The sequence below is a fragment of the Plantibacter sp. genome (assembly GCF_059073635.1).
This window is the reverse complement of record NZ_JCACOF010000003.1, coordinates 1-24,838: the sequence shown is the minus strand read 5'-3', so window position 1 is coordinate 24,838 and position 24,838 is coordinate 1. Positions and strand designations below refer to the sequence as shown.

Below are 24,838 nucleotides of genomic sequence, written 5' to 3'. Positions count from 1 at the left end.
GCTCCTGGCGTCCCCATCAGTGTTCGAACCCTGCAGCAGCGTCGGCGGCGGTGACGCAGGCGCGCTCCCAGGTCCCCTGCTCCGACTCCGGGTAGCTGGAGTCGTACGCGTATGCGTCGATGATCCACTGGTGGGTCTCTTCCGGCGACAGACCGTCGGGCATACCGGCCGGCCGCTCGGTGTCAGCGAAGGGCGCGGTCTGCAGGGTCATGTCGACTTCACCGACGAACTCGTGGCCGCGGTCGGCCATGCAGGAGCGCATCGCGTCGATGTGGCGCTGGTACTGCGCCGCGAACGCCAGCGCGGTAGCTCGTTCCTCCGCGGTCGGGACGTACGCTGCCTCGGCCGCCGCGGACGCCGCGTCCCGCTGGACCCAGCACGGTTCCGCCGCGGCGTACCATGCCTCCTGGTCGACCTCGCTCAGCCCCGACGGCATCCCGTCGAAGGTGGTTCCGTCGAACGGGAACCCGGCCTCCACCATGCACGACTCCATCGTCAGGAGGCCCACCTGGCGGAACTCCTGCCACTTGTCCTGCAGGAAGAACTCGTCGATGTGAGCGGCATCGGTCGGTGGCGACGTCGGCGTCGGCGTCTCCGGGGAACTCGCCGAGGTCTCCGGAGCATCCGAGGAGTCCGTCGCGGGCCTCATGCTGAGCGCCTGCGCCGCCACGCCACCGAACCCGCCGGCGGCCACCAGCCCGGCCGCGACCAGGATCAAGAACTTCTTGCGAGCCATCATCTCTCCAACTTCGAACAACACGTTTATAGGAAGATAGCCCGCGAACAGGCGGGCCGCAAATTGCCCGTGATATAGGACAACTGTTGCCCACGGAGAACACGACGTGGATTTATGGGCCGATAGCTTCCGTATACTGTCCGCATGGTCAAGCGTCGCCCCGGCACCCTGTTCCCCCTCGAGCTCGACATCCTCGACGTGGGCACAGTGCTGCAGGCGTCGGAGGGGTCCTTCTACGGATTCGCGCTCGCGAAACGCCTGGCCGGTCCCGAGGGGAAACTCGCCGCGCACGGCACCCTGTACAAGGCGCTCTCGCGGATGTCCGAAGCCGGCCTGATCGAGGAGGACTGGGAGGACCACGAGATCGCGGCCGCCGAGGGTCGACCCCGAAGACGGATGTACCGCATCACGGCGGTCGGTGCCGCCGCACGGAACCGCGAGCACGCACGACTCGTCGACGAGCACCGCGTCGCGGCTCGCGTCGCCGACCAGGGGATCGCATGAGCCTGCTCCACACGAGGACGTTCACCACCACGACGCACTGGGTCCTCGCTTGGTGCGCTCAGTACACCCGCGACCTCCCCGAGGAGGTCGCCGCCGCGCGGCGCGATGAGCTCGCCTCAGACCTGCATGAGCACGCGCTCTGGGCGGACGAGGCCGGATGGTCGGCCGGGCGCCTTCGCCGGGACATCGTCCGGCGCCTCGTCACCGGGAGCATCCACGACGTGAGCTGGCGCGCCCACCAGCTCGGTCGCAGCGCGGTGAGCGACCCACGCCACGCCAGCGACCGTGCGGACCGCTCAGCGGATCACGTCCTGGATGCTCGCGCTCGGCGTCACCCTGACCGTCCTCGGCGGGTACACCTACGCGCGGATCATCCGCGCCATCATCATCGACGACCTCCGGGTCCCGCCGCTGATGGCGATGCTCGTCGGTGTGCTCGCCGTCCTGTCATTGGTCGGGACCGCACTGACGGCCCGACGCCGCACTCGCATCGTCGGTGCGGTCGCGCTCGCGCCGCCCAGCGCTCCTGCTCGGGTACGTCGCCGTCGAATCGCTCAGCCTGATCAGCGCCACCGGTGTGCAGATCGCCTCCTGGGCCGACCACCTGACGGCGACCGCCGGAAGCCTCGGGCTCCTCGCCGCCGGTGTCGGGATCAGTTCCCTCCTCGGCCTCGTCGCTGCCGCGATCTGGTGGTGGCCGCCCACCGACGTCGATGCCGGCGACCGAGGCGGGCGCGGAGAGCTGACCACGGAAGTGGTGGCGCTGCAGCTCAGGACATCCCGATGGCGAACGCCATGATCGCCTGCTGCACCGGGAGCAGCGACGCCTTGAACCGGTGACCGACGAAGGCGGGGTGCTCGGATGGCGTCGGCGCTGACCTCCTCGCCGCGCGTGAGTCGAGGGTCGTGGCGACCGCGGTGAGCCCTCGGCGGTGACGTTGCTCACGCCGAGGTGACGGGCGAGTGCCTGATGCGTCACAATACGGGCATGGACGACACCGGAAGCCTTCGACGATCGGTCTCGTGGTGGGTGCTGCTCGCGGTCGGGCTGGCGTCCGTCGTGGCGATGGGCGTGCTCGCGTTCCTCCCGCCGACCGTCCACGAGCGGGTCGACGGCGATGATCATCCCGGATACACCACCGTGTGCTCATCCGTGGTCGTCGCCGGCTGGCCCCGCGAGCTCGGCGCGGGAGGCGACCGGATGGTCGCTCGCGGGATCGTCTCGACAGACACCTCGGAGCCGCCCTACGACGTCTGCGCCAATCGGCGCTCCCTCTCCGCCGCTGGGATGGCGGTACTCGCCATCCCAGCCAGCTCGCTGCTCGTCCTCGCCGGGGGCTCCGTTCGCCCGGCCCGCCGCGCCGGAACACGCGCCCGGTGACCGTGGACGACGATTCGGACCGGCATCCAGCCCGGAGGTGATCGTCGACAGACCGATCAGTGACCGGGCCCACCGTAGGCGGCGTCGGCGACGAATCCGCAGGACGCGTCCCAGGTGCTCTGCTCCGACTCGGGGTAGCTGGAGTCGTAGCCGGTCGCATCCAACTTCCACTGGTGGCTCTCCTCCGGAGACAGGCCGTCGGGCATCCCGGTCGCCTGCTGACCTTCGGGATACGGGTAGGCCTGGAGCGTCATGTCGACGGCGCCCACGAACTCGTGGCCGCGGTCGGCCATGCATGAGCGCATCGCATCGATCCAGCCCTGATACTGCGTCGCGAACGCCAGTGCCGTGGCACGCTCCTCCTCGGTCGGCACGTAGGCCGCCTCGGCAGCAGCGGTCGCCGCGTCACGCTCCTCACGACAGGGGACCGCGGCCGCCTGCCAGGCGTCCTGGTCGGCCTCGCTCAGACCTGGCGGCATCCCGTCGAAGCTGGTGTCGTCGAACCCGAACCCCGCTTCGGTCATGCAGGACGCCATCGCGGCTTTACCAACCTCGAAGAATCGCTGCCAGAGGCCCTGCAGGTAGAACTCGTTGATGTGCGTGGACTCGGTGGGCGGCGTGGTCGCGGCCGGCGTCTCGGTCGGCGTCGCGCTCGCGGTCGGCGTCGCGGTCGCCTCCGCCGGCGCCTTCGCGGAGCTCGCCACGGCCTGCGCTGCCACACCGCCGAGTCCGCCGGCGACCACCAGTCCGGACGTGAGCAGTACCAGGATCTTCTTGCGAATCATCATCTCCCCCAATGTTCATGGAACGTGTTTATAGGAAGATAGCTTCCTCAAGTGGATGGCGCAACCGGTCCCTGAGCCGGAACACGTCTCCCGGCCACTCGTCGAGCGATGCGGCGGTGCCTCTACCCTGGGCTGTGTGAGCATTCCTCGGAACGACAGTGGGCCGGTGCGTGGCTGGATCGGCCCGGACTGGGAAGCGACCGTCGACGCCCGTCGACTGGACGAGTTGCGCTGGAAGGTCGAGCAGGAGCTCAGCACCCTCAGCGGGTTCCGACGCCGACTGAAGACCGAGGGTGAGTATCTCGTACCCGGGCTGGCCATCGGCATCCCGTTCCTGATCCCCCAGGCCTTCGGGCTGGTCGAAGCGCTCACCGCCGCGCCCGAGCCGGGCATCGACGCGTTCGGCGAGTGGCTCTCGAGGCCGGCGGTCGCGGGCTGGCTGATCGTGAGCGCCCTCTTGTTCTGCTTCTCGCTGGTGTCGGTCCCGATGCGAGCGCTGGGGGAGTTCCGGATCTACCGCCGGGGCGGCTGGCTCGCCCTCCAGGCCCCGACGGGCCTTGTCCAGTGGGGCGGCGAGGCCCCGACCCTGATCGCCTACGATCATCGGCTGGTCGGCGGCAGCCGCGACACCGTCGAGCGGGACCTCCGCAACCCGTTCATGCTCGTCTCGGGACCACGCATGCCGGTGTGGGTGTTCGCCGGAGCGCTGCGCTCGGTGCGGGCGAGCACGGTGGCACGCTCCCTCAGCATCCACCGCCTGGCGGTGCTCAGACAGGAGATCGGCGTGTTGCGCGCCATCCCCGCACCGATGGTGTTCCCGCAGACCGACGGCTGCCTCATCGGCTCGCAGGACGAAGGGTTGCTCACCGTGGCCCTGCCTCGATCAGGTGAAGGCCGGCCAACGGATCCGGCTCGCCCGCGTGAAGCTCACCCGCGCCGAGCGGGAGAGCGTCACGATCGGCCATCCGTCCTGATCGCTGATCGGCCCGGGGCTGTTGGTCACCAGTCACTGGCATCATCGACCCATGAGTGAATCCCCGATCGAACGAACGACCCTGAGCACGGTGACGCTCGATGGGGCTCCGAGCTTCGCCTCCGTCGAAGTGCGACGCATCACGATCGCCCCCGACTTCCACGTCGGGCCGCACTGGCACAACGGCCCGGTCTTCGGCACCATCGAAACCGGCTCCGTGAACTTCCAAGTGGGGACCGGGCCTCAGACCGTCCTGCGCGCCGGCGACACCTTCCACGAGCCGGCGAACGAGACGATCGTCTTCGACGCGACCGACGAGGGCGTCACCTTCCTCGCCTGGTTCCCGATGCCGGCCGGCGTCGAGCCGGAACTGACGATGGGTGAAGCGCCGAACTGAGACCGACCTGCAACCAGAGGCTCTGACGCGAAGCGGATTCCGTCACTCCGGCACGCGCGCAGGCAGCGACAGCTCGAAGCGGCTGCCCTCGCCGAGGGCGCTCTGCGCGACGAGCGTGCCGCCCAACGCCTCAGCGAGGCCGCGGGCGATCGAGAGACCGAGGCCGGTGCTCTGCCCGGCGCGGACCCGAGACGGCTCGCCGCGCCAGAGCCGGTCGAAGACCCGCGGCAGGTCTGCCGGGGCGATGCCCTCGCCGGTGTCGACGACCGCGATCCGCACCAGGTCGTCAGCGGTCACCGCTTCGAGGTCGACACGACCGCCCGGCGGCGTGTGGCGCAGAGCGTTCGAGAGCAGATTGTCGAGGATCTGCCGCAGCCGCGCAGGATCGGTCTCGAGCGGCAACGGCCCCGAGAGCTCGACGTGCAACGCGATGTCCGTGCTCGCCGCCTGCGCTCGGTACGCTTCGCCGAGCTCTCGCACGATCACCGCCGCGTCGCACGCCCTGCGCTCCAGCACGAGGTCGCCGGCCTCCGCGAGCGCGAGGAGCTGCAGGTCCCCGGTGATCCGCTCCATCCGCCCGGCCTCGTCGAGCACGAGCCGGCGGAGTGCCGCATCGTCGAGACCGAGACCGTCGTCAGCCGCCTCGACCCATCCGCGGATGTTCGTGAGCGGGCTGCGCAGTTCGTGGGCGATGTCGCCGAGTAGCCGTCGCCGTGACGCTTCGTGTCCAGCGATCTCACCGGACATGCGGTCGAACGCGGCGCCGACGCCGGCGAGGTCATCGCGAGCGGGCAACGCCGCGCGGGCCTCACGATCGCCCGCGCTGAACCGATCGACCGCGGTCTCGAGTCGGCGGGCACTACGGAGGGTCGGCACGACGATGAGCGCCGCGGCCACCGCCAGGAGTGCGAGCAGCACCACGACGAACACGCCCACGCGGGCGATCGATCCAGGACTCGCGTCGAGCGGGCCCTGCGCGTCACCTCGCTGGTCGGTGAGCACCACGTTCACGGCAGGCGCCGTCGTCGCCCGAGCCTGGTCGATGCGCGCCTGCAGCAGGCACCCGTCAGCCGAGTCGTCGCCGGTCGGGACGGTGCGCAACGCGAGCTGCGCAGGGGCGCTCGACGGAGACAGATCGAGTTCGACGTCGGTGACCAGCGGCGCGTTCGCGGCGAGCAGGCAGGCGTTCGTGCGATCACGGAGCTCGTCGAGGGCGACCCGCTCGCTCGGCAGCGGGGTGTTCAAGGCGGCACGGCCACAGTCCGGTGCATCGTCGTACCCGTTGACCACGGGGCGGCCGCTCCCCCACACCCCGGTGTCGACGACCGCATCGCCCAGGCACGCCACCACGGCGGCGGCCTGCCCGGTGAGCTGGTCACGTTGCGCATCGTCGAGCGAGAACGGCCCGCTGATGCCGTCGGGCAGACGCAGTTCGGATGTCACCGGGTCCCCGAGGGGTTCGAGCGGGTCGAGCAATCGGGTGGAGGCCGCCGGACGGGGCAGCTCGGGCGCCGTGTCGGCGATCACCGTTCCGGCACCGTCGACCACGGCGATGCGACGCCCGGTCTCCTGGCTGAGCAGCAGCAGCGTGGACCCGACATCGCTCCAGCCGTCGTGGCGTCCGGCCCACGTCCTGAGCGCATCCAGCACCTGCTCGTCTCGCACGAGATCGGCACCGGACGCCTGCTCGTCGTACCGGTACTCCGAGGTCTGAGCCAGCCAGACCGTACCGCCGGCCGAGGCGAGCACGAGCAGCAGTCCAGCCGCGAGATAGCGCGCGAGCAGCCGGGGCACGCGTCGGGGCCCAGCGGTACCCGCTCTTCTGCTGTTGCTCATGTCGTCGGCCATGCTCTCATCACTTTCCATCCCGGACCGCATCCGCGCACCCGCGCACCGTCGGACCCGCTCAGGTCGCGGCGAGCGCCGCGGTCGGCGATTGGCGGGCGGCGCGGATGGACGGGGCGAGTCCGGCGACGGCGCCCGTCACCAGCGCGGCACTCATGCCGGACAGGATCGTCTCCACCGGAACGACCAGCGGCCAGCCCTGCAGACCGCTCCAAGCCGCGGTCCCGAGGAGACCGAGCACGACTCCGGATACGCCGCCCAGCGCGCAGAGCAGGATGGCCTCCACGAGGAACTGCGCCTGGATCTGACCGCGGTGCGCGCCGAGCGCTCGTCGCAATCCGATCTCCCGGCGACGCTCGAGCACGGAGACGAACATCGTGTTCGCGATGCCGATGCCTCCGATCACGAGTGCGACTGCGGCGAGCGCGAGGAAGAGTCCATCGAAGCTGGATCGGGCAGCAGCCTTCGCGGCGAGCACGGCCGACGGCTGGCTCACCTGCACGAGTCCGCTCGCCCCCGGGGAGAGGGTTGCGGCGACGACCGGCCGCAAGGCGTCGATCGACGCCTCGACACCCGTGACGTAGGCGACCGTCGGTGCGCCGTCGAAGCTCAGCCAGCGCCGCGCGGCAGCATCGTCGACGAGGACCGCCGACTGCACGTCGGCGGAGAGCGGCGTCGCTGCGAGCACGCCGATCACGGTGAACGCGACGCCGTCGACGTCGATCGTGACCGGCCGATCGGGGAGCTGCGACAGGCCGAGCCGATCAGCGGCGTCGATGCCGAGCACGGCCGTCGGCAGGTCGCTCCCGTCGAGCCAGCGGCCGGAGGTCACGTCCGTTCGCAGCACCTCGCGAAGATCACCGCGGACCGCGAGTGTGGTCAGCCCGGTCTCCGGGTATCCGCGGAGCTCGTTGCTGCGGACGGGGGCGTGGGCGTTGCCGACCGTGGCGGCATCCTTCACGGTTCCGATGCGCTGCAGCATGCCGAGTGCCTCGGCCGGAAGCGGCACGGGGGTTCCGTCTGCGCCTGCGCGAGGGTCGGCTCGCAGCAGGTCCGCTCCGAGCGCCGTGAGCTGTTGATCGAGCGCGGCCTGGGAGGACGCGGGCACGGCGGTGACGGTCACCAGTGTCGCGATGCCGATGGCGATCCCGATGGTCGAGAGCACGGCGCGAAGCGGTCGGGTGCGAAGCCCGACCGTGCCGACGGCGAGCAGATCCCGGGGGTCGAGACGTCTGCGACGCTCACGCATGCGGCACCGCCCTGGTGTCGGTCCGGGTGTCGGTGATGATGCGGCCGTCCCGCAGCTCGATGCGTCGTGGCAGTCGTGCGGCGAGCTCGACGTCATGGGTGATGACGACGACGGTGGTGCCCTCGTCGTGCAGTCGCTCGAGGAGGCTGAGCACGCGTTCGCCGTTCGCCGTGTCGAGGGCGCCGGTGGGTTCGTCGGCGAGGACGACGAGCGGGTCGGTCACGATCGCCCGGGCGATGGCGACCCGCTGTCGTTCACCGCCGGAGAGGTCCTGCGCCGCGTGCCCGATGCGGTGCTCGAGTCCCACGCGCTCGAGTGCCGCGCGGGCGAGGTCACGGCGCTCCCGCCTGGGAACGCCGCTGTAGAGCAGCGCCATTGCGACGTTCTGTTCTGCGGTCACGCCGTCGGTCAGATGGAAGCCCTGGAAGACGAACCCGATCGAGCTCCCGCGCAAGGTGGACAGCGCGCGATCCGTGAGGTCGCGGGTGTCGGTGCCGCCGATGCGGACCACGCCGGCCGTGGGACGGTCGAGGGTGCCGAGGACGTTGAGCAACGTCGACTTGCCGGCGCCGGATCGTCCGACGATCGCGGTGAGTTCACCCGCGTCGATCTGCAACGAGACGTCGTCGAGTGCAGCGACTCCGCCGGGGTGGACGCGGCTGACGTGCTCGAGCTCGAGTGCCGGCGTCGTCATCGTGCAGACACCACCGTCATGCCGGCCTCGATCCCTGCACCGCTGACCTCGACCCGGTCGTCTGCGATGAGGCCGATCTCGACACCGTGGAGTCGGCCGCGGTCGTCCTGCAGCGCGTAGCCGCCTTCGGCGAGCGCCACGAGCGCGGCGACGGGCACGATCAGCACGTCCGGCACGGATCTCGTGACGACCCGAACGGTCACGGCGGCGGCGTCGACGCCCGCGAGTGCAGCCTGATCGTCGATCGCGACGAGCGCGCGGACCTTCGCGTCGGCTCCTTCCCCGGTCGTGGTCACCGTGACGATGGACCCGCCGACGGCGCGCCCGTCGGGCAGTTCGATCGTCGCTTTCGCGCCGACCCCGATGACTCCCGCGTCCTGCGCCGGGACCGACGCATCGACGACGCGTGTCGTTGGCGTGACCGAGAACGGCTGACCGCCCGCCGCGTCGCCGAGGCGTGCCGTCACTGCGGCGATGCGACTCGGCGCACTCAAGACGACCACGTCGGCGGGGGCCAGCGTGCCGGTGCACTCCAGGCCGAGCGATTCCTGCCAGTCCCTGACAGCCTCCGTGAACTCCCACCCGGCCTCGAAGGTCTCCGGATCACTGCGGCTGAGATGTCCGAGGTCCATCAGGTTCGAAGCGACCATGCTCACATCCGCCCCCTCCATCCCCGAGCCGTCGATCGCGCGATAGAGCGGAAGCGCTCCGATCAGCACCGGCACCGGTCGCTCGTTCGCGCGCAGTGCCACGGATCCCCGATCGAGTGTCGCGCCGACGTCGGGCAACCCGGTGATGATGCCGTCGGCCTTCGTCGTCACGGGGACCGCGGTACCGAAGCCGACGGTGCCGTCGAGGCGAGCGGTCTGCACGAGCTCACCCCGCTCGACGACCGCGGTGGCCGGCGCGGCGGTCTGCTCGACCGGGGCTGCGTCGGCCACGGGCCGGAGGAGCAGGGCGGCTCCTCCGGCCCCCGCCGCGAGGACGGCACAGAGCACGAGCGATCCGACGAGCGCGGTGCGGCGACGCGACCGGGTCATTCGGCGCTCCCATCCGATGCGGACACCATGCAGGCGTCCACGTACTGCATCCCCAGCGAGATCGAGGTGGCGTCGTTGGCCTCGCCACCGAAGGCGAGGTTGATCCGGCCGAACGCATCCGGCTCGGTGATCTCGACCTCGCGGACACCGCGTTCGTGCAGGCAGTCCACCACGCGCTGCGCGAACCGCAGGGCGTCCGGGTTCTGAGCGTCGAGCTCCCACGGCGGCAAGGGCGCCACGCGCTGGCAGAGCGCCTCGGCCTCGGCGAACCCCGCGAGATCCTCTGCGACGCCGCCGCTGACCGCGTCTCCATCACCGCCCGTCGGAGCGTCCGGCGTCGCCGGGCTGTGGTCTGCGAGACAGCGGTCCCGTGGCTTCCACGCGTCGGCCTCCTCCTCATCCGACATGTCGAGACGCAGACGCACGGGCTCGCCGTACTTCGCGACGAGCGGGTCGGCGACCTCGGTGGGCGTCGGAGCGGCGGTCTCCAACGTCGCGATGCCTCCGTCTCCGGACTGATCGGCGGACGGTGCAGCGCAAGCGGTGAGTGCCGCCAGGAGCGCCAGGGCACCCGCGGCGGCGGTCAGGGATCGGTGGATGATGCGTGTCACGGTTCCTCCTCGTGTCGTGAGCGGCTGTGACCCACGCTCGCCGAGGGATGTGAAGGACTTGTGAGCGATCGGTCCGGAGCCCGACCGCGCGCCGAGCCCGTGCCTAGGATCGGATCGTGACCAGAGTCTTGATCGTCGAGGACGATGCCCTGCAGTCGGAGCTCGTCCGCCGCTACCTCGAACGGGAGGGGCACGACGTGACCGTCCTGGCCGACGGCGCCGAAGCGCTCTCCGAGGTGCGTCGCTCCGCGCCCGACCTGCTCGTCCTCGACGTCATGCTCCCCGGGGCCGACGGCCTCACGGTCTGCCGCACGCTTCGCGAGGAGCAGTTCGACCTCCCGATCCTGCTCCTCACCGCACGCTCCACCGAGAACGACCTGCTACTCGGGCTCGAACTCGGTGCCGACGACTACCTCGCGAAGCCCTACAGCCCCCGCGAACTCGTCGCCCGGGTCCGAGCGCTGTTGCGACGAGCCCGCCGCACGGTGCCGGCCTCGACGGTCATCACCGTCGGAGACCTCGAGATCGACCCGGACCGGCATCGAGCCACCCTCGCGGATCGGCTGCTCGACCTCACGCGTGCCGAGTTCGACCTCCTCGAGGAGTTCGCCCTGCATCCCGGCATCGTCCTCAGCCGTGCCCGCCTGCTCGATCGTCTCCACGGGACCGACCGCTGGATCGGAGGCCGCACCATCGACACCCACGTGAAGAACCTCCGGGCCAAGATCGAGTCCGATCCACAGCAGCCCACCCGCCTCGTCACCGTCTACGGGGTCGGGTACGCCCTCCACGCGGGCTGAGCGAGGCCCGGACGCCTCGCGAGGCTGGCTCAGGTCAGGACAGGCAGTGCCCAGAAGCTCAGCACGGCACCCGAGACGAGCACCAGCCCGGCAGCACACACGAGGCCCGCGCTGATCCTCCTGGCGAGACCGGTGACGACCAGTCCCGACACGGACGACGGGTCGGCGCGGTGTGGTGCTGACCAGTCCCGACACGGATGATCGCGGTCGACGACTCAGCGTTCGGCCGGTGGTGCGAGGTCAAGTGCATCGAGTTCGAGGACCAGTTCCATGCACCGCAGGCGTGCGCGGGAGAAGTCGTAGGGCATCATCCGGACGGCCTCGGTGAGGCTCGTCGAGCCGCACGTCGAGCCTGCGCCGTCCTCGTCGTCGGGAAGGGGGTGGGACTCGTCCCACGCGTCGAAGCGGTCGTCGTCGGCCTGCGCCAGGCCGGAGTCCTCGATGACCGTGCGGAGGGCCGCCTCGAAGGCATGCCGTTCGGCGGCGACCTCCGCCACGCGGGGGTCGTCGACCGCGACCGTGTCGTCGAGTGCTGCTTCGGCGGCGTCGACCCGGTCGGACTCCTCCCGCAGCTCCGGGTGGGTGGCCAGGGCGATGAACCGCGACGCCTGGACGGACGCGCCGAGCCCGCCGAAGATCCGCTCGGTCACGAGCAGGGTGTCCAGGTCGTCCTGCCGCAGGGCGCCCTCGGGCAGGTCTGTGAGGCGGTCGCTCACGACGTCGGAGAGCAGCCCCAACCTGCTGCCCTGCGCACGCATGCGCTGCACGGCGGTCCGCTGCTGCTCGAGTTCCGCCTGCCGAGCGACGAGGGAGCCCTCCAGGCGGTCCAGGATGCGCGCGACATCGTCGTCGGTGTCGGCGCCGCCGTCCGCGAAGGCGTCGCGGATGTCGTCGAGGGCGATGCCGGCGTCCGCCATCCGACGGATCCATAGCAGCCGGATCATCTCGTCGTAGCCGTAGCGGCGGCGATCGTCACTCCCCCGCTCGGGCTCAGGGAGCAGACCGATCTGGTGGTAGTGACGGATCGCCCGCGGGGTGGTGCCGACGAACGCAGCGGCGCCTCCGATCGTGACCTGGCGCGGCGGGGTGAAGGACGAGAACATGTGGGGGCCTTCCTCGGTGGGCGGAATACGTCCACTGCACCACATGACGCTACGGCAGGTGCAAGTCGACCCACGGCCGTCCCCCGGGAGACGGATGTGCATCGGTTGTGGTTCTCCTACGTTCGAATGCACGAACAGGATGGAGCCGACCATGACCAGAGCAACGAACCTGAACCTCTCCCAGATTGCGGCCGTCTTGACCGTGGTGATCGCTGTCGCGTTCATCATCTTCGGGATCGTCACCCAGAACTGGGCGGTCGTCGCAGTGTTCGCGCTCTTCGGCATCGCCGGGCTCGCCTCTACGACGGTTGTCGCCCGTGGCCACCACTCCCGGGCAGCATCGACCGACGAGTGAATCTCGATCGAACGAACGCCCCTGGGCACGGTGACGTTCGATGGTGAGCGGTCCCCATTCGCTGAGCCGATTGCGACCGGTACGGTTTGGCCATGGGGAATCGCATCGCACGCATCACAACGCTTCGGGACGCAGCTGCGAGAACATGCGCTGAGCGCGACCACAACGTTGCGAGGAACCCCATGATCACGAGCATCGAGATACTCGGCACTGAGGAGCTGCTGCTGCAGCGGAACCCGCGCGCCGCAGCCGTGCACCAGGCGATCGTGGCTCGCGGCCGCGAAGCCGTGATCGCGCTGAACGAACGATTCGACGACCCGTCGGACGATACGGCGATGAAGCGACTCGACACCGAGCTCGAGGCGATCGTCGAGCGGAGCGTCAGTGAGTACGTCCGTCAGGCCAGTGGGCTGTTCAGTGCCGAGGACGTCGACCTGTGGACCGCGAAGATCAGCCGGGTGCCCGGCACCTATGTCGGACGGGCGGCGGCCGTCGGCGTGCCCGGAGCCCTGCTGCTGATGGAGTCCGTGGAAGAGGCCGAGTCGGAGGAGAACAGCACCTTCGTCTCACTCGACGACACCCTCTGCCAACATCGCGGGGTATTGCCAGTGCGGCTACGCCACGAGCCGCATCGTGCCCAGGCAACTGTGCCGCCTCTGCTCCGGCGGCGTGCTCATCGCGTGGAGGACCGAGGAGGACCAGGTCATCGCGACAGCCCCCAAGGTCCGTTCCGAGCTGCACGCAGTGTTCGAGGAGTTGCTCGACGAGCTCGCCACCATCCACCTCGCGACGGGCGACGCCTCGGCCGAGACCCCTGCGCGCCGTCGAGCGGGCAACGCCGGGATCACCCGGGTGAACGAGACCTATGCCGAGGAGATCGCGATGCTCGACCTCACGCGATGGCGGGAACTCAGCGATCTGAACCAGCTCAGCCAGATCACGGCGGTGACGGCTCACGCGAAGCACTGGTCGCAGTGGGGTCTCGGATCGGCGCGGTTGGCGATGTTGGCGATGCAGAGCGATCCGGAGATCCAGGCACGGATGCGCCGGATCGCCGGCAGCCGGCCCGCTCCGAAGCCCTCGCTGTTCGAGCGGCTCTTCTCCCGACGATGATGTCCGCGACGGCGACGATCGGACCGCGCGCGGCCGCCGTCGGCACCGGTCGCCTCCGCCGACGCAGGTCGGCCACACAGGAAGTGGTGTGACGTGTTCGTCCAGCCGACCCTTCGCGAACCCCGGCCGAGATCGCCACGCACCCGCCGCAGTAGGGCCGGCCGGATCGTCGTGCTCGTCCTCCTCATCGCCATGGCCTGCATCGCAGCGATGATCCTGTACTCCTGTTCGACGATGAAGATCGCCTCCTGGCGGGTGACACCGGTCCTCCAGGAGGTCGTCGGCGATCACGGCACCGTCTCGGCGTACGCGAAGGAGTTCACCTACAGCTCCGGCTCGAGCTGCACCCTGTCGGTGGACCTCGACGAGGACATCACGGTCGATGAGACGGCGACGGTCCTGCAGTCACTCGCACCCACCGACCGCTTCGCACCCTGCGACATCAGCACCGTCGAAACGGCCGCCCGTTCGACCGTGTTCGCCGAGAACTGGAACACCATCTCCGACGACGGCTGGGTGTCGGTCGCCGAACACCTGGCCGGACCGGGGCCGATCACGCTGTACTTCGCCACCGACGCCCCAGCCCATCTGGACGCTTCCGAGCGGGGACGGTACACCGACTTCGTCGACCTGCTCCGCCAGCACACGACCGGCGACCGCCTCGAGGACACCGTCGGTCCCGTCCGATGGACCCTGACCTGGGACAGCGGCACCGGCGCCTACAAGGGCGTACGCATCACCACTGACGAGACACCGCCCGCTGCGCTCGCCGACTTCCTCGAAGCGCTCACCATCCCGTTCCAGGGATCATCGGGCCTGGACAGCATCATCTACACCGTCGCCGACGGCGAAACCACGCTCCACGCCAACCTCAGCAAGCCGGATGACCAGGTCACCGCCGCCATCCAAGCGGCGTTCGCAGCCTCCGGACTCCCCGGCGTACTGACGATCAACCCGCCAGCAGCCTGAGCCGTCCGAGCCGAACGCGCCGCCGCTGACCTCGGTCCAGGTGGAGGGACCGACCCGCCGGGCTATGCGCTTCGGTCAGTCGTCCGGAGCCAGTCCGTGATGGTGTCAGCGACGTGGTCGAGGTCGGATTCGAGGAGGAAGTGTCCGCCGTCGACGAGCTCGACGCGAGCATCGGGGGCGTCGCGGGTGAACGCTGTGGCGCCGGCGGCGGCGAAGATCTCGTCGTTACGCCCCCAGATCGCGAGCACCGGTACCTGTGAGGTGCGGAGCCATTCGTGCACCGCGGGGTAGAGGTCCCGGTTGGTGGCGTAGTCGCGGAAGAGCGCCAGCTGCACGTCGTCCTGACCCGGACGGGCGAGGAGCGCGAGGTCGTGCTCCCAGGCGTCGGGGTCGACGGTCGTCACGTCCGGCACGCCGTGGGTGTACTGCCATTCGACGGCTTCCCGTCCGAGGGCTGGACGGAGCGCGTCGCGCGTCTCGGTGGTCCGTTCGGCGGCGTCGGCCCAGATCGGGTCCCAGAAGCTCGGCACGAAGCCTTCTTCGTAGGCGTTGCCGTTCTGGGAGATGACCCCGACGACGGCAGTGGGGTCGTTGAGGGCCAGGCGCCAGCCGACCGGGGCGCCGTAGTCCTGGACGTAGATCGTGTACTGCGTCACGCCGATGGTCGAGAGGAACCGGCCGGTGACCCCTGCGAGGGCCGCGAAGGTGTACTCGAACTCGTCGACCGAGGGGGCGGAGGAGCGACCGAAGCCGATGTGGTCCGGAGCGATGACGCGGTACTGGCCGGCAAGCGCCGGGATGAGGTGCCGGAACATGTGGGAGCTGCTCGGGTACCCGTGGAGGAGCAGGAGCACGGGAGCGTCTGCCGGGCCGGCCTCGCGGTAGAAGACGTCGAGCCCGTCGATCGAGACGGTGCGGTGGTGGACGGTGACCATTGCTAACCCCTTTAGATTGTTTTACTGGTTAGTCAGACGGTAGCATGGATCCAGGGCGCCGGACGGCGCACGAGAACGGAGAACGATGCTTCGCGACGAGGAGCTGCTGCTGGGCCTGTTGAACAGTGCGCCGGTCGTCGAGGGCACCCCGACCGACCGTCTCGAGGGGGCGACCGGACAAGACCTGGCGCGCAGCTGGGGCGGCACGGGATCCGTGGACGAGGTGGCGCGCCTCCGACATGCGAGACAGGCGCTGCAGACCATGGTCCGTGGAGATGACGGAGGAGCGATCAGAGACCTCGCGGGCATCCTCGACGATGCCGTGCGCACGCCGCGCATCACCCCGGATGGCGTGGTCTGGGAGCTTCAGGTCCCTGACGACGATCGCCTTGGTGGCGGGGGTCGTGCTGGCGTGGTCGAGCGTGATCACGGAGTTCCCCGGGCGCCTCCGTGCCTGCGCGAACCACGAGTGCACGCAGTTCCTCGTCGACCACAGCCGCCCTGGCACCGCGAAGTGGTGCTCGATGGCGGTCTGCGGCAACCGGATGAAGGCGCGCACGCACGCGCGCCGCGCTCAGAGCTGAGCGGGGCTCGGGACGCGCTCGGATCAGAGACGAACGTCGTGTCGCGGCATCAATTCGCGGCGGCGACATGAGTCCCTCTCAAGCTGACGACCGGCGCATCAGGCTCGTTCCAGCGGAAGAGCACCAGATGCCAGAGCCCCGGGCGCTTGCGCGAGGGATCGATCAACCCGTTCGCGCCGCCGGCAAGGAGGCGGTCGCGGACGCTCCACGACGTCGGCGTGCCTCCGGCGGCGGCGACGTCCTGCCACGGGGCTGTCGCGTCAGCGAGGTCGATGCCTGCCGACTCCAGCGCTCCCACGTCGCGCAGGTCGACGATGCCGGACGCCTCGACATCGATCTCCACGATCTCGCGCGCCGCCGCCCGAGCATCCTGGTGGGCGATCATCGCGGCCTCGACGCCATCGATGGACGAGCTCAGGTAGAGCGTCGGCTCGTTCGCCCGCGAGTAGCGCCCGGCGGCGCGCGATCCGGCGATCGCGAACTCGCGGAAGCTCGGGTCGATCGGCGCGGTAGAACGTGCCCCTCAGCGGTGGCGCGAAGGTCAGGTCGATACCGGTCACAACGCAAGCTTCTCACCGCGGAATGTCGCGCGCGACCCGATGTCAGCAGGTGATCGAGGGGTCAGGCGTGGGTTCCGCCGTCGATCCGGATCTCCGTGCCTGTGATGAACGCGCCGTCGGCGCTCGCGAGCATCGCGACGACGCCCGCGACGGCATCGGGTGAGGCGAAGCCTTCACCGAGCATGGGTTGGAGCTTCATCATGAGGCTGTAGTCGACGTCGTCCGGCAGGCCCGGACCCACGCTTTGACCGCTCATGCCCGTCCCGCTGGTCATCCCGGATGAGATGGAGCCCGGCTGGACGGAGGTGAACCGGATGCCATCCTTGGCGTACTCGGCGGCGAGCGCGTGCGTCATCGACTGCACGCCTCCCTTGCTCGCGGCGTACGCGGCCATGTAGGGATGGGCGAAGCCGGCGGATGTGGAGCTGAAGTTCACGACGGCGGCTCCAGTACCCCGCTGCAGGGCTGGAAGGGCCTCGCGGATCATGAGGAACGTCCCGGTGAGGTTGACGCGGATGATCTGTTGGAAGCTCTCCAGGCTGGTCGTCGCCGTGTGGGAGGAACGCAGGATGCCGGCCGCGTTGACGAGGACGTCGAGCCCGCCGAGGATTCCGACGGCCTCCTCCACGCCGCCACGGACCGATCCTTCGTCACCGATGTCGATGATCACCGGATGGAAGCGTTCGAGGTCAGAGCCTGCCTTCGACGCGGTGTCCGCCAGGCCTGTGTCGCTGATGTCCGCGGCGACGACCGTCCCGCCTTCCGCGAGGATCCGCAGGGTCGTCGCCTGTCCGATACCGGAGCCTGCCCCGGTGATGAGGACTCGCCTGTCGTCGTATCTGTTCATGTGTGCCTCCATCGGCGTCGTCGTTCTCGGGATGTTCTGTGGCCGGCCGACCGGCGAGCCCGGACCGCCAGGCGGCGGCACCCTCGTCATCGTGCGGCACCCGCAGCGGATCGCGACAGCTGCATCATCTGCTCGAGGGACTCCTCGGGGATGGCGCCCTGGACGAATGCGAGGAACTGCTGCATGGGCATGGATTCGACCATCTTGAGCTGGTCGGGGTTCTCCGCGGCCTGCTGGGCCTGCTCCGCGGTCATCCCCGCGGACATGCCCTGCATGAGCAAGGGTCCGACCTCGGGGTGACCGAACCAGTCGCCGACCGTGGACGCCAGGGTGAGTTCGCGGACGATCGTGTCTCCGCTCAGCGTCACGGCCGTCTCGCGGGTGATGGTGGCGGCGTCCGAGCCGACCTGGATCAGGTGGTCGCCGGCGGTGACGACCCACCGGTCGAGCTCGATGTCCCAGTAGGCGAAGGCGCGCCGATCGAGCCGCAGCGTGACCGTGGTGCTCTCGCCGGCACCGAGGTCGACCTTCGCGAAACCGCGCAGCTCTCGAACCGGGCGGCGCACCGGCGCCGGTGCCGGGGCGACGTAGAGCTGGACGACGTGCTTGCCAGTGCGCTCACCGGTGTTGGTCACGGTGACGTCGACCTCGACCTCGGCGTCACCGACGACCCGGGCGACGACGCTCTCGGTGGAGAACGTGGTGTAACTGAGTCCGTGACCGAACGGGTACCGCACCGGCACCTCCGCCGAGGTGTAGTACCGGTACCCGACGAAGACGCCTTCGCCGTACCGCACGTGGCCCTGCTCGCCGGGGAAGTTCACCCAGCTGGGGGTGTCTTCCAAACGGAGCGGGATCGATTCCGCCAGGTGGCCGGACGGGTTGACCCGGCCGAACAGCACATCCGACATGGCTGAGCCGCTCGCCTGACCGAGCAGCCACCCTTCCAGGATCGCGTCGACCTCGTCGTGCCAGCCTTCGAGCGAGACGACGCCTCCATTCGAGAGCACGACGACGGTCTTCGCCGCTGTCGCTGCGACGGCGTGGATGAGATCGACCTGCGGGGCCGGGAGGGCGAGGGTGTCGCGGTCGAACCCTTCGGACTCGTCGCGGTCTCCCAGCCCGACGAACAGCACGGCGACGTCCGCACGGGCGGCGACGGCGACCGCTTCGTCGAGGAGCGCGGCGGTGTCACCGGAGCCGTCCTCGGTGAACCCGGTCGCGTGCTCGATGGTCACCCCCTCCGCCCACGACTGGTCGCGGATGGCGTCGAGGGCGGCGTCGACGCGGGTGGCGTTGATGTGGGAGCTGCCGCCTCCCTGATACCGGGGCGTGGTCGCGAAGGCGCCGAGCACGGCGATGCGGGTGTCCGGCCGGATGGGGAGGGTGGACTCATCGTTCTTGAGCAGCACGATCGAATCCGCCGCGACCTGTCGGGCCAGCGTGTGGTGGCCGTCCACGTCGAGATCACCGGTGGCATCGCTTGCCAGCTCGGTGAGCGCCACGACCCTGCGGACGGATTCGTCCACGAGCTCTTCGTCGAGTCGCCCGGCCAGCACGGCGTCGACGATCTGCTGGTCGGTGGCTCCTCCACTGCCGGGCATCTCCAGGTCCATCCCGGCTGCCACACCTGCGACGCGGTCACTGACGGCGCCCCAATCGGAGACCACCGCGCCCTCGAAGCCCCAATCGGTGCGCAGGATGTCCGTGAGCAGCCATCGGTTGTGGGAGGCGTAGACCCCGTTGATCTTGTTGTACGAACACATCACGGTGGCGGGCCTGGCCTCCCGGACGACTCGTTCGAAGGCCGGGAAGTAGATCTCCCGGAGGGTGCGCTCGTCCACGTCTGCGCTGATGCGCATCCGTTCGTGTTCCTGGTTGTTCGCGGCGAAGTGCTTGACCGAAGCCCCCACCCCCGTCTCCTGCATCGCGGTGACGTGAGCGGCGCCGAGCACTCCGGAGAGGTGAGGGTCCTCGGAGTAGTACTCGAAGTTCCGGCCGCACAGCGGGCTGCGTTTGATGTTCACCCCTGGTCCGAGGACGACGGAGACTCCGAACGCCCGTGCTTCCCGGCCGACGGCGGCACCCACCTGTGCGGCGAGCTGCGGGTCCCAGCTGCTGCCCACCGCCACGGCGAGGGGGAAGCACGTCGATGGCAGGCTGTCGTTGATGCCGAGGTGGTCGGCGTCACCGGCCTGGCGTCGCACGCCGTGGGGTCCGTCGGTGAGGACGATCGATGGGATGCCCGCGTCGGGCAGGCTCTTCGTGGACCAGAAGTCGGCGCCGGAGAGGAGGGCTGCCTTCTGCGCGAGGGTCAGTGCTGATGGATCGAACGTCATGCTGATGCTCCAGTGGTTGCGGCGTCGAGGGACGCTTCGATGTCGGTCTTCAGTTCCTCGGATGCGCCCGGGATGTAGTCCAGGAGGGTTCTGATGGACAGGGCCGCGGCGCCGGGGTCGTCGCCGTCCAGCGGCACGCCAGGGACGTGTCGGCCGAACGCGTCGGTGAACAGGCGCCAGGCGTTCGGATCGGCTGCGATCTCGCCCAGGGTCGAGTCCAAGTTGTACGAACCGCCCTGGCCCGCGTCCTCCACGGGGTAGTTCCACTCGTGCGACCCGGCAGCGATCTCGAACGCCGCCGCATCCGGGTGCAGCGGGAGCTCGACCACGGCGGTCGTGCCGTCCGGGATCGTGACGAGCACGCGGCCCTCACCGTCGACGATCCGCCAGTCGACGAGGACGTCGCCGTGCGTGGTGGTGTGTCTGAGCACGGCGGAAGTGACACCGCGGCCAGGCCGGGGCGCGATGCGCATCCTGGAGTAGCCGGGCTCGACCGGGGTGAGGCCGCCGATCGTGCGGTGCATCCAGTCGACGACGGCGCCGAGCGCGTAGTGGTTCAGGGAGGTCATGCCGGACGGGTTGATCGAGCCGTCGGGACGGATCGAGTCCCATCGCTCCCAGACGGTCGTGGCCCCCATGGTCACGGGGTACAGGAACGACGGGCAGCCCGTCTCCAGGAGGAGCAGGTAGGCCGCATCGAGGTGGCCGGTCGAGGACAGGGCGTCGGTGACCAACGGAGTGCCGGCGAATCCGGTCGAGATGCGGTAGCCGGCCTTCGCGACGATCGCTGCGAGCCGGTCCCCCGCGTGTGCCCGCTGGGACTCGTCGAGGATGTCGAACGCGATCGCCAGCGCGTAGGCGGTCGCGGTCTCGTCGACCACTCGCCCGTTCGCACTGACGTATTCATTCAGGAAGGCGGTCCGCACGCGTTCGGCCAGCGCTCGGAACTCCGCTGCATCGTCGGGCCGCTCGAGGACGCCGGCGGTGTCGGCCATCTCCCGAGTGGTTCGGCAGAGATAGGCCGCGGCGACCAGGTGCCGATCGGTCTTCCCGCCGGCCGGGTTGTCCGCCGGCGCATCGGGGTCGAGCCAGTCCCCATACTGGAATCCACTGCTCCACAGCCCGTTCTCGTCGAGCAGATCGGCGACCTGGCGGATGAATGCGGTCATCGAGGGGTAGGCCTCCGCGAGGATCCGCGGGTCGCCGTACTCCCGATACAGCGTCCAGGGCAGACTGACGGCCACGTCGCTCCACAGGGCGGTCGGCGATGACGGGGTCGACAGGACGTCGGGGACGACCCAGGGCACGAAGCCCCGCGCCGCCTGCTCGGCGGCGAGGTCGCGCAGCCAGGACCCGAGCACGCCGCGGACGTCGTAGAGGAATGCGGCGGAGGGCGCGAAGGCGTTGATGTCGCCGGTCCAGCCCAGCCGTTCGTCCCGCTGCGGGCAGTCGGTGGGTACGCCGACGAAGTTGTCGCGCATCGACCAGACGGCGTTCGCGTGGAGTTGGTTCAGCAGCGGATCGGACGTCTCGAGCCACCCGGTGCGCCGCATGTCGGAGTGCACGACGATCGCTCGGACCGCATCGGCGGTGAGTTCGCCGGGCCACCCGTCGACCTGCACATACCGGAAGCCGTGGAACGTGAAGCGCGGTTCCCACACCTCGGGGCCACCACCGCTCAAGGTGTACCGGTCCGTCGCCCGCGCTGTGCGGATCGTCTCGTAGTCAGGCTCGCCGTCGGTCATGACCTCTGCGTGGCGGAGCGCGATGGTCGTGCCGGCGGGGCCCGTGACCTGCAGTCGCACCCATCCGGAGATGATCTGGCCGAAGTCCAGCACGGTGAGACCAGCGGGTGTGGTGAGGATGTCCACCGGCGCGAGCTCCTCGATGCGCCGGATCGGCGGGGCGATGGGTTCGACGAGGGACTCCTGCGGCCAGTCCATCAGGGACACACCATCCCAAGCACTGTCGTCGAAGCCCGGCGCGTCCCACCCTGATGGCTCCAGGCGCGCGTCGAACTCTTCACCGTCGTAGATGCTGTCGGTCAGCCCCCCACCGGTGCTGGATCGGAAGGTGTCGTCGCTCACGATCACCTCGGTGCTGCCGTCGGCGTATTCGAGCTCGAGCTGCAACCAGCCGGCGGGTCGCTCCGAGTAGTGGTGGCGCTTGCCCTCCCACCCGAGTCGCCCCAGCGCCCACCCCTCGCCCACGACGGCACCGATCACGTTGCCGCCTATGCGGATGCGATCGGTCACCTCGTGGCTGCTCACCACGAGGCGGTGACGATAGGACGTCCAGCCCGGAGTGAGGACCTCATCACCGACCACTGATCCGTTGAGGTGGGGTTCGATCAACCCCACGGCGGTGACTCGCAGTGTCGCGGCAGCAGGTTGTCTCGTGAGCGTGAATTCCTTGCGAAGGTACGCGGCAGGGCCCTCGGGCGCTGGACTGGGGGTGGCTGAAGTGATGAAGGACGCGGTCCAGGTCGACATGGTGGCTCCTCGAGCGGTGGTGACGGGCTATCGGACGGATCGGATTCTCAGGACCACGAGCCCTCCGAGCAGGGTGAACGCTGCGGCGATGATGTAGAGCAGTGTGTAGTTCTTACCGCCGCCGGCGGTCACGCCGATCGCGAGGAAGACGGGCGCGATGAACGGCGCGACAGCTTGCGGGATCGACACGGCGAAGCCGATGATCCCCATGTACCGCCCGGCGTTGGTGGCCTTCTCCGGCAGGACGTCCAGGATCAGCGCCTGATCGACCGCGGCGAACATCCCGATGCCGACCGACGTGATCAGCGACCCGGTGTACAGCACCGGGACGTCGGAAGCCAGGGCCATCACGATCGCGCCGACGGCGAACAGCACGGCGCCGAGGAGGACGAAGACGCGTCGGCGGCGGACCTTGTCCGACAGGAACCCGCCCCCGATCGCGCCCAGGGTCGTCGCTCCGATCCCGAACAGGCCGAGGGTGGCGATGATCGGTGCGACCTCGGTCACCTCGACGCCGAGCCGTGAGGCGAAGAAGAACGCGGTGAAGGTCGTGTTCAGGGTGAGACCGAAGTAGAAGAGGAACCGCCCCAGCCAGACCAGCGAGAAGTCCGGGAACCGCCGCGGGTTGTACAGATACTTACTGAACAAGGTCTTCGGCGAGAGCCGCTCATCGAAGCGGGCCCCCCGCGTGTCCGGTTCCCGCGTGAAGAGCACGAACATGGCGACGAAGATCACTCCGACGAGCCCCGGGAGCAGGAAGAGGAGCAGAGCGTTCCCGGAGAACGACCCGGCGATCACGACACCGAACACCGGCGCCACCTGGGTCGCGAACCCCGCGAGTCCGGCGACCTTGCCACGCTGTGTTTCAGACAGCTTGTCCGCCATCGACGTCTGCAGATTCTGCAGCACCTGACCCCAGCCGATCTGCGCGAGAACCCAGCCGAAACCGAGCACCAACACGGATGGAGCGAGCGCCATCACCACGAGGGAGACCACACCCAACACCGTGCCCGCGATCATGAACGGACGACGACGCCCGATCCGCGTACGCGTGCGGTCGCTGAGCACCCCGAACAACGGAGCGGTGAGCATCACGACGAGGGCACCCGACCCGGTGATGTAGCCGAGGTACTCGTCACGGCCGGGAGCAAGCTCCGAGAGGCGGATCGCCAGGGAGATCGCCAGCGGAGTGATGAAGGCGACGAAGACGCCGAACTGCCCCAGTACCTGGAACCAGATGTAGGACGGGCTCGCCTGCGGCTCGGCCCGGGTGGGTGCGCTGTCGATGACCTCCTCGACGGCTGCCGGCGCTGCAGGGAACGGCTGGGCGGGGGCAGCGGACGCTCGCGGCGTCTCGTTGCGTGGGGGCTCGTGTGTCATGGGGACTCCGTTGTCGAAATGGCGCCGGGTAGCGCGCGCTAGTTCTGCACTCTAGTCCGATCGAACTAGCACGCGCAAGCACAAGTACGGCAGAGTGGTCCGGTGAGCGATCCCCTCGTGAAGAAACGCCCAACGGCCGCCGACGTCGGACGCGAAGCCGGAGTGTCGCGCGCGACCGTCGGGTTCGTCTTCAACCAGACCGCCGGACAGACGATCTCGTCGAGTACCCGCGCACGCGTGTTGGAGGCGGCCGAGCGGATCGGCTACCGGCCGCACGCCGGAGCGCAGGCACTCGCCCGAGGGGCGAGCCGCATCGTCCTCCTCGTCCTCCCCGACTGGCCTGTCGGCGCGAGCATGCAGCGGTTGATCGAGGCAGCCAGCAGCGTGCTCGACGATGCGGGGTACACCCTGGTGACGTATACGCCTCGCCGCGAAAGCGCCGTTCGGCCACTGTGGGAGCTGCTCGAGCCGGAGGTCGTGATGGGGTTCGCCCCGTTCACGCCGGAGCAACTCGTGAGCATGCGCGCTCAGGGCATCAATCACATCTTCCCCGACGACATCGGCGGCAGCGCCTCACCCGAAACGGGACCTGCCGAGCAACTCAGGTTCCTGCACGGCCTCGGACACCGCCGCATCGCTTATGCCTCGACGGCTGATCCCCGGCTGACTGATCTCGCCAGCGTGCGCGTCCAGGCAGCTCAGCAGCACGAGCAACGACACGACCGGGTTCCACTCGACGTGCGGACACTGGCCGGGCAGGACGATGCGATCGAAGCGGTCCGTGACTGGCGCGCCGCCGGAGTCACCGCCGTAGCCGCCTACAACGACGACGTCGCGGCCCTCATCGTGGGAGCGGCTCTGCGACTCGGCCTCAGCGTGCCGAACGATCTCTCCGTGATCGGCCACGACGACGCACCGATCGCAGCCCTCTTCGTCCCCTCCCTGACGACCGTGCGCCGCAACGAAGAAGCCGACGGCGCGAACTTCGCAGCCGTCGCGATCGCCCAAGCCAGCGGGACCGAGCTGCCGGATCTCTCCGAAGCGGTCCTGGAACAGGTCATCGTCCGTGACTCCTGCGCCGCGATACCCGCCTCGGACCAGCTCGTTCGCTGAACGGCGGGCGACCTCGCGAAACGCGGTCCTACC

At 69.4% G+C, this 24,838-nt stretch carries 25 protein-coding genes; 11 read left to right on the top strand and 14 right to left on the bottom strand.

Features of this window, described 5'->3' with window-relative positions; genetic code table 11:
* Positions 1-16: 16 nt before the first annotated feature.
* Positions 17-736 carry a hypothetical protein gene (locus AC5JOC_RS03160; RefSeq protein WP_274498803.1) on the bottom strand — a complete coding sequence of 240 codons (720 nt, stop codon included), beginning with the start codon at positions 734-736 and terminating at the stop codon, positions 17-19.
* A 144-nt stretch (positions 737-880) separates the two neighbouring features.
* Between AC5JOC_RS03160 and AC5JOC_RS03155 the strand changes: the two genes are divergently transcribed.
* The 3 genes from AC5JOC_RS03155 to AC5JOC_RS03145 all read left to right on the top strand — a co-directional run bounded on the left by AC5JOC_RS03155 (position 881) and on the right by AC5JOC_RS03145 (position 2,621).
* A complete protein-coding gene (locus AC5JOC_RS03155) occupies positions 881-1,240 on the top strand; it encodes a PadR family transcriptional regulator (RefSeq protein WP_124767744.1) in 360 nt (119 codons plus the stop codon).
* Positions 1,241-1,736: 496 nt separating this feature from the next.
* Positions 1,737-2,039 carry a hypothetical protein gene (locus AC5JOC_RS03150; protein ID WP_494245315.1) on the top strand — a complete coding sequence of 101 codons (303 nt, stop codon included), beginning with the start codon at positions 1,737-1,739 and terminating at the stop codon, positions 2,037-2,039.
* A gap of 189 nt (positions 2,040-2,228) precedes the next feature.
* The gene (locus AC5JOC_RS03145) at positions 2,229-2,621 is read left to right on the top strand and encodes a hypothetical protein (protein WP_494245314.1); all 393 of its coding nucleotides are present in this window, start codon (positions 2,229-2,231) and stop codon (positions 2,619-2,621) included.
* 56 nt (positions 2,622-2,677) lie between these two features.
* Here the strand turns inward: AC5JOC_RS03145 and AC5JOC_RS03140 are convergent, their stop codons facing one another.
* Positions 2,678-3,409 (bottom strand): hypothetical protein, encoded by a 732-nt coding sequence (locus AC5JOC_RS03140; RefSeq protein WP_430893012.1) that lies wholly within the window; start codon positions 3,407-3,409, stop codon positions 2,678-2,680.
* A 133-nt stretch (positions 3,410-3,542) separates the two neighbouring features.
* Here AC5JOC_RS03140 and AC5JOC_RS03135 point away from each other — a divergent pair, with 133 nt between their 5' ends.
* The gene (locus AC5JOC_RS03135) at positions 3,543-4,439 is read left to right on the top strand and encodes a hypothetical protein (protein ID WP_494245312.1); all 897 of its coding nucleotides are present in this window, start codon (positions 3,543-3,545) and stop codon (positions 4,437-4,439) included.
* Positions 4,432-4,776 carry a cupin domain-containing protein gene (locus AC5JOC_RS03130; RefSeq protein ID WP_494245310.1) on the top strand — a complete coding sequence of 115 codons (345 nt, stop codon included), beginning with the start codon at positions 4,432-4,434 and terminating at the stop codon, positions 4,774-4,776. Before AC5JOC_RS03135 ends, AC5JOC_RS03130 begins: the two co-directional genes overlap by 8 nt.
* A 42-nt stretch (positions 4,777-4,818) precedes the next feature.
* Here the strand turns inward: AC5JOC_RS03130 and AC5JOC_RS03125 are convergent, their stop codons facing one another.
* The 5 genes from AC5JOC_RS03125 to AC5JOC_RS03105 form a co-directional block, all read right to left on the bottom strand.
* Complete coding sequence (locus AC5JOC_RS03125; RefSeq protein WP_167374488.1) at positions 4,819-6,612, bottom strand: sensor histidine kinase; 1,794 nt, start codon at positions 6,610-6,612, stop codon at positions 4,819-4,821.
* Positions 6,613-6,682: 70 nt separating this feature from the next.
* Entirely contained in the window at positions 6,683-7,870 is a 1,188-nt protein-coding gene (locus AC5JOC_RS03120) for an ABC transporter permease (RefSeq protein ID WP_494245308.1), read from the bottom strand.
* Positions 7,863-8,564: an ABC transporter ATP-binding protein gene (locus AC5JOC_RS03115; RefSeq protein WP_159876406.1), complete on the bottom strand. Its 702-nt coding sequence runs from the start codon at positions 8,562-8,564 to the stop codon at positions 7,863-7,865. The genes AC5JOC_RS03120 and AC5JOC_RS03115 overlap by 8 nt, the downstream gene beginning before the upstream one ends.
* Positions 8,561-9,604 carry an efflux RND transporter periplasmic adaptor subunit gene (locus tag AC5JOC_RS03110; protein WP_494245306.1) on the bottom strand — a complete coding sequence of 348 codons (1,044 nt, stop codon included), beginning with the start codon at positions 9,602-9,604 and terminating at the stop codon, positions 8,561-8,563. The genes AC5JOC_RS03115 and AC5JOC_RS03110 overlap by 4 nt, the downstream gene beginning before the upstream one ends.
* Positions 9,601-10,215, bottom strand: coding sequence for a hypothetical protein (locus tag AC5JOC_RS03105; RefSeq protein WP_079704232.1), 615 nt, complete (start codon positions 10,213-10,215; stop codon positions 9,601-9,603). Before AC5JOC_RS03105 ends, AC5JOC_RS03110 begins: the two co-directional genes overlap by 4 nt.
* 116 nt (positions 10,216-10,331) lie before the next feature.
* Here AC5JOC_RS03105 and AC5JOC_RS03100 point away from each other — a divergent pair, with 116 nt between their 5' ends.
* Positions 10,332-11,015: a response regulator transcription factor gene (locus AC5JOC_RS03100; RefSeq protein WP_206428274.1), complete on the top strand. Its 684-nt coding sequence runs from the start codon at positions 10,332-10,334 to the stop codon at positions 11,013-11,015.
* 215 nt (positions 11,016-11,230) lie between these two features.
* Here the strand turns inward: AC5JOC_RS03100 and AC5JOC_RS03095 are convergent, their stop codons facing one another.
* A complete protein-coding gene (locus tag AC5JOC_RS03095) occupies positions 11,231-12,118 on the bottom strand; it encodes a MerR family transcriptional regulator (RefSeq protein ID WP_494245304.1) in 888 nt (295 codons plus the stop codon).
* A gap of 151 nt (positions 12,119-12,269) precedes the next feature.
* On the opposite strand from AC5JOC_RS03095, the gene AC5JOC_RS03090 reads away from it, so the two are divergent.
* The 3 genes from AC5JOC_RS03090 (at position 12,270) to AC5JOC_RS03080 (ending at position 14,555) form a co-directional block, all read left to right on the top strand.
* Positions 12,270-12,473, top strand: a complete 204-nt coding sequence (locus tag AC5JOC_RS03090; RefSeq protein ID WP_192003942.1) for a hypothetical protein — start codon at positions 12,270-12,272, stop codon at positions 12,471-12,473.
* Positions 12,474-13,106: 633 nt separating this feature from the next.
* The gene (locus AC5JOC_RS03085; protein WP_494245302.1) at positions 13,107-13,586 is read left to right on the top strand and encodes a hypothetical protein; all 480 of its coding nucleotides are present in this window, start codon (positions 13,107-13,109) and stop codon (positions 13,584-13,586) included.
* Between the two features lie 93 nt (positions 13,587-13,679).
* Positions 13,680-14,555: a hypothetical protein gene (locus AC5JOC_RS03080; RefSeq protein ID WP_494245300.1), complete on the top strand. Its 876-nt coding sequence runs from the start codon at positions 13,680-13,682 to the stop codon at positions 14,553-14,555.
* Positions 14,556-14,617: 62 nt separating this feature from the next.
* Here AC5JOC_RS03080 and AC5JOC_RS03075 read toward each other — a convergent pair whose 3' ends face one another.
* Positions 14,618-15,490, bottom strand: a complete 873-nt coding sequence (locus AC5JOC_RS03075) for an alpha/beta fold hydrolase (RefSeq protein ID WP_494245298.1) — start codon at positions 15,488-15,490, stop codon at positions 14,618-14,620.
* Between the two features lie 239 nt (positions 15,491-15,729).
* Here AC5JOC_RS03075 and AC5JOC_RS03070 point away from each other — a divergent pair, with 239 nt between their 5' ends.
* Positions 15,730-16,074, top strand: a complete 345-nt coding sequence (locus AC5JOC_RS03070; protein WP_494245296.1) for a CGNR zinc finger domain-containing protein — start codon at positions 15,730-15,732, stop codon at positions 16,072-16,074.
* A gap of 49 nt (positions 16,075-16,123) precedes the next feature.
* On the opposite strand, the gene AC5JOC_RS03065 is transcribed toward AC5JOC_RS03070, so the two are convergent.
* From AC5JOC_RS03065 to AC5JOC_RS03045, 5 genes are all read right to left on the bottom strand, one after another.
* Entirely contained in the window at positions 16,124-16,549 is a 426-nt protein-coding gene (locus AC5JOC_RS03065; RefSeq protein WP_494245369.1) for an RES family NAD+ phosphorylase, read from the bottom strand.
* Between the two features lie 146 nt (positions 16,550-16,695).
* Positions 16,696-17,481, bottom strand: coding sequence for an SDR family NAD(P)-dependent oxidoreductase (locus AC5JOC_RS03060; RefSeq protein ID WP_191939909.1), 786 nt, complete (start codon positions 17,479-17,481; stop codon positions 16,696-16,698).
* An 86-nt stretch (positions 17,482-17,567) separates the two neighbouring features.
* Positions 17,568-19,820: a glycoside hydrolase family 3 C-terminal domain-containing protein gene (locus AC5JOC_RS03055; protein WP_494245294.1), complete on the bottom strand. Its 2,253-nt coding sequence runs from the start codon at positions 19,818-19,820 to the stop codon at positions 17,568-17,570.
* Positions 19,817-22,312: an alpha-L-rhamnosidase gene (locus tag AC5JOC_RS03050; RefSeq protein WP_494245292.1), complete on the bottom strand. Its 2,496-nt coding sequence runs from the start codon at positions 22,310-22,312 to the stop codon at positions 19,817-19,819. The genes AC5JOC_RS03055 and AC5JOC_RS03050 overlap by 4 nt, the downstream gene beginning before the upstream one ends.
* Before the next feature lie 27 nt (positions 22,313-22,339).
* On the bottom strand, positions 22,340-23,692 hold the full coding sequence (locus AC5JOC_RS03045; protein ID WP_191939912.1) for an MFS transporter: 1,353 nt from the start codon (positions 23,690-23,692) through the stop codon (positions 22,340-22,342).
* Between the two features lie 102 nt (positions 23,693-23,794).
* Here AC5JOC_RS03045 and AC5JOC_RS03040 point away from each other — a divergent pair, with 102 nt between their 5' ends.
* Positions 23,795-24,805, top strand: a complete 1,011-nt coding sequence (locus tag AC5JOC_RS03040; RefSeq protein ID WP_192003948.1) for a substrate-binding domain-containing protein — start codon at positions 23,795-23,797, stop codon at positions 24,803-24,805.
* Positions 24,806-24,838 lie beyond the last annotated feature (33 nt).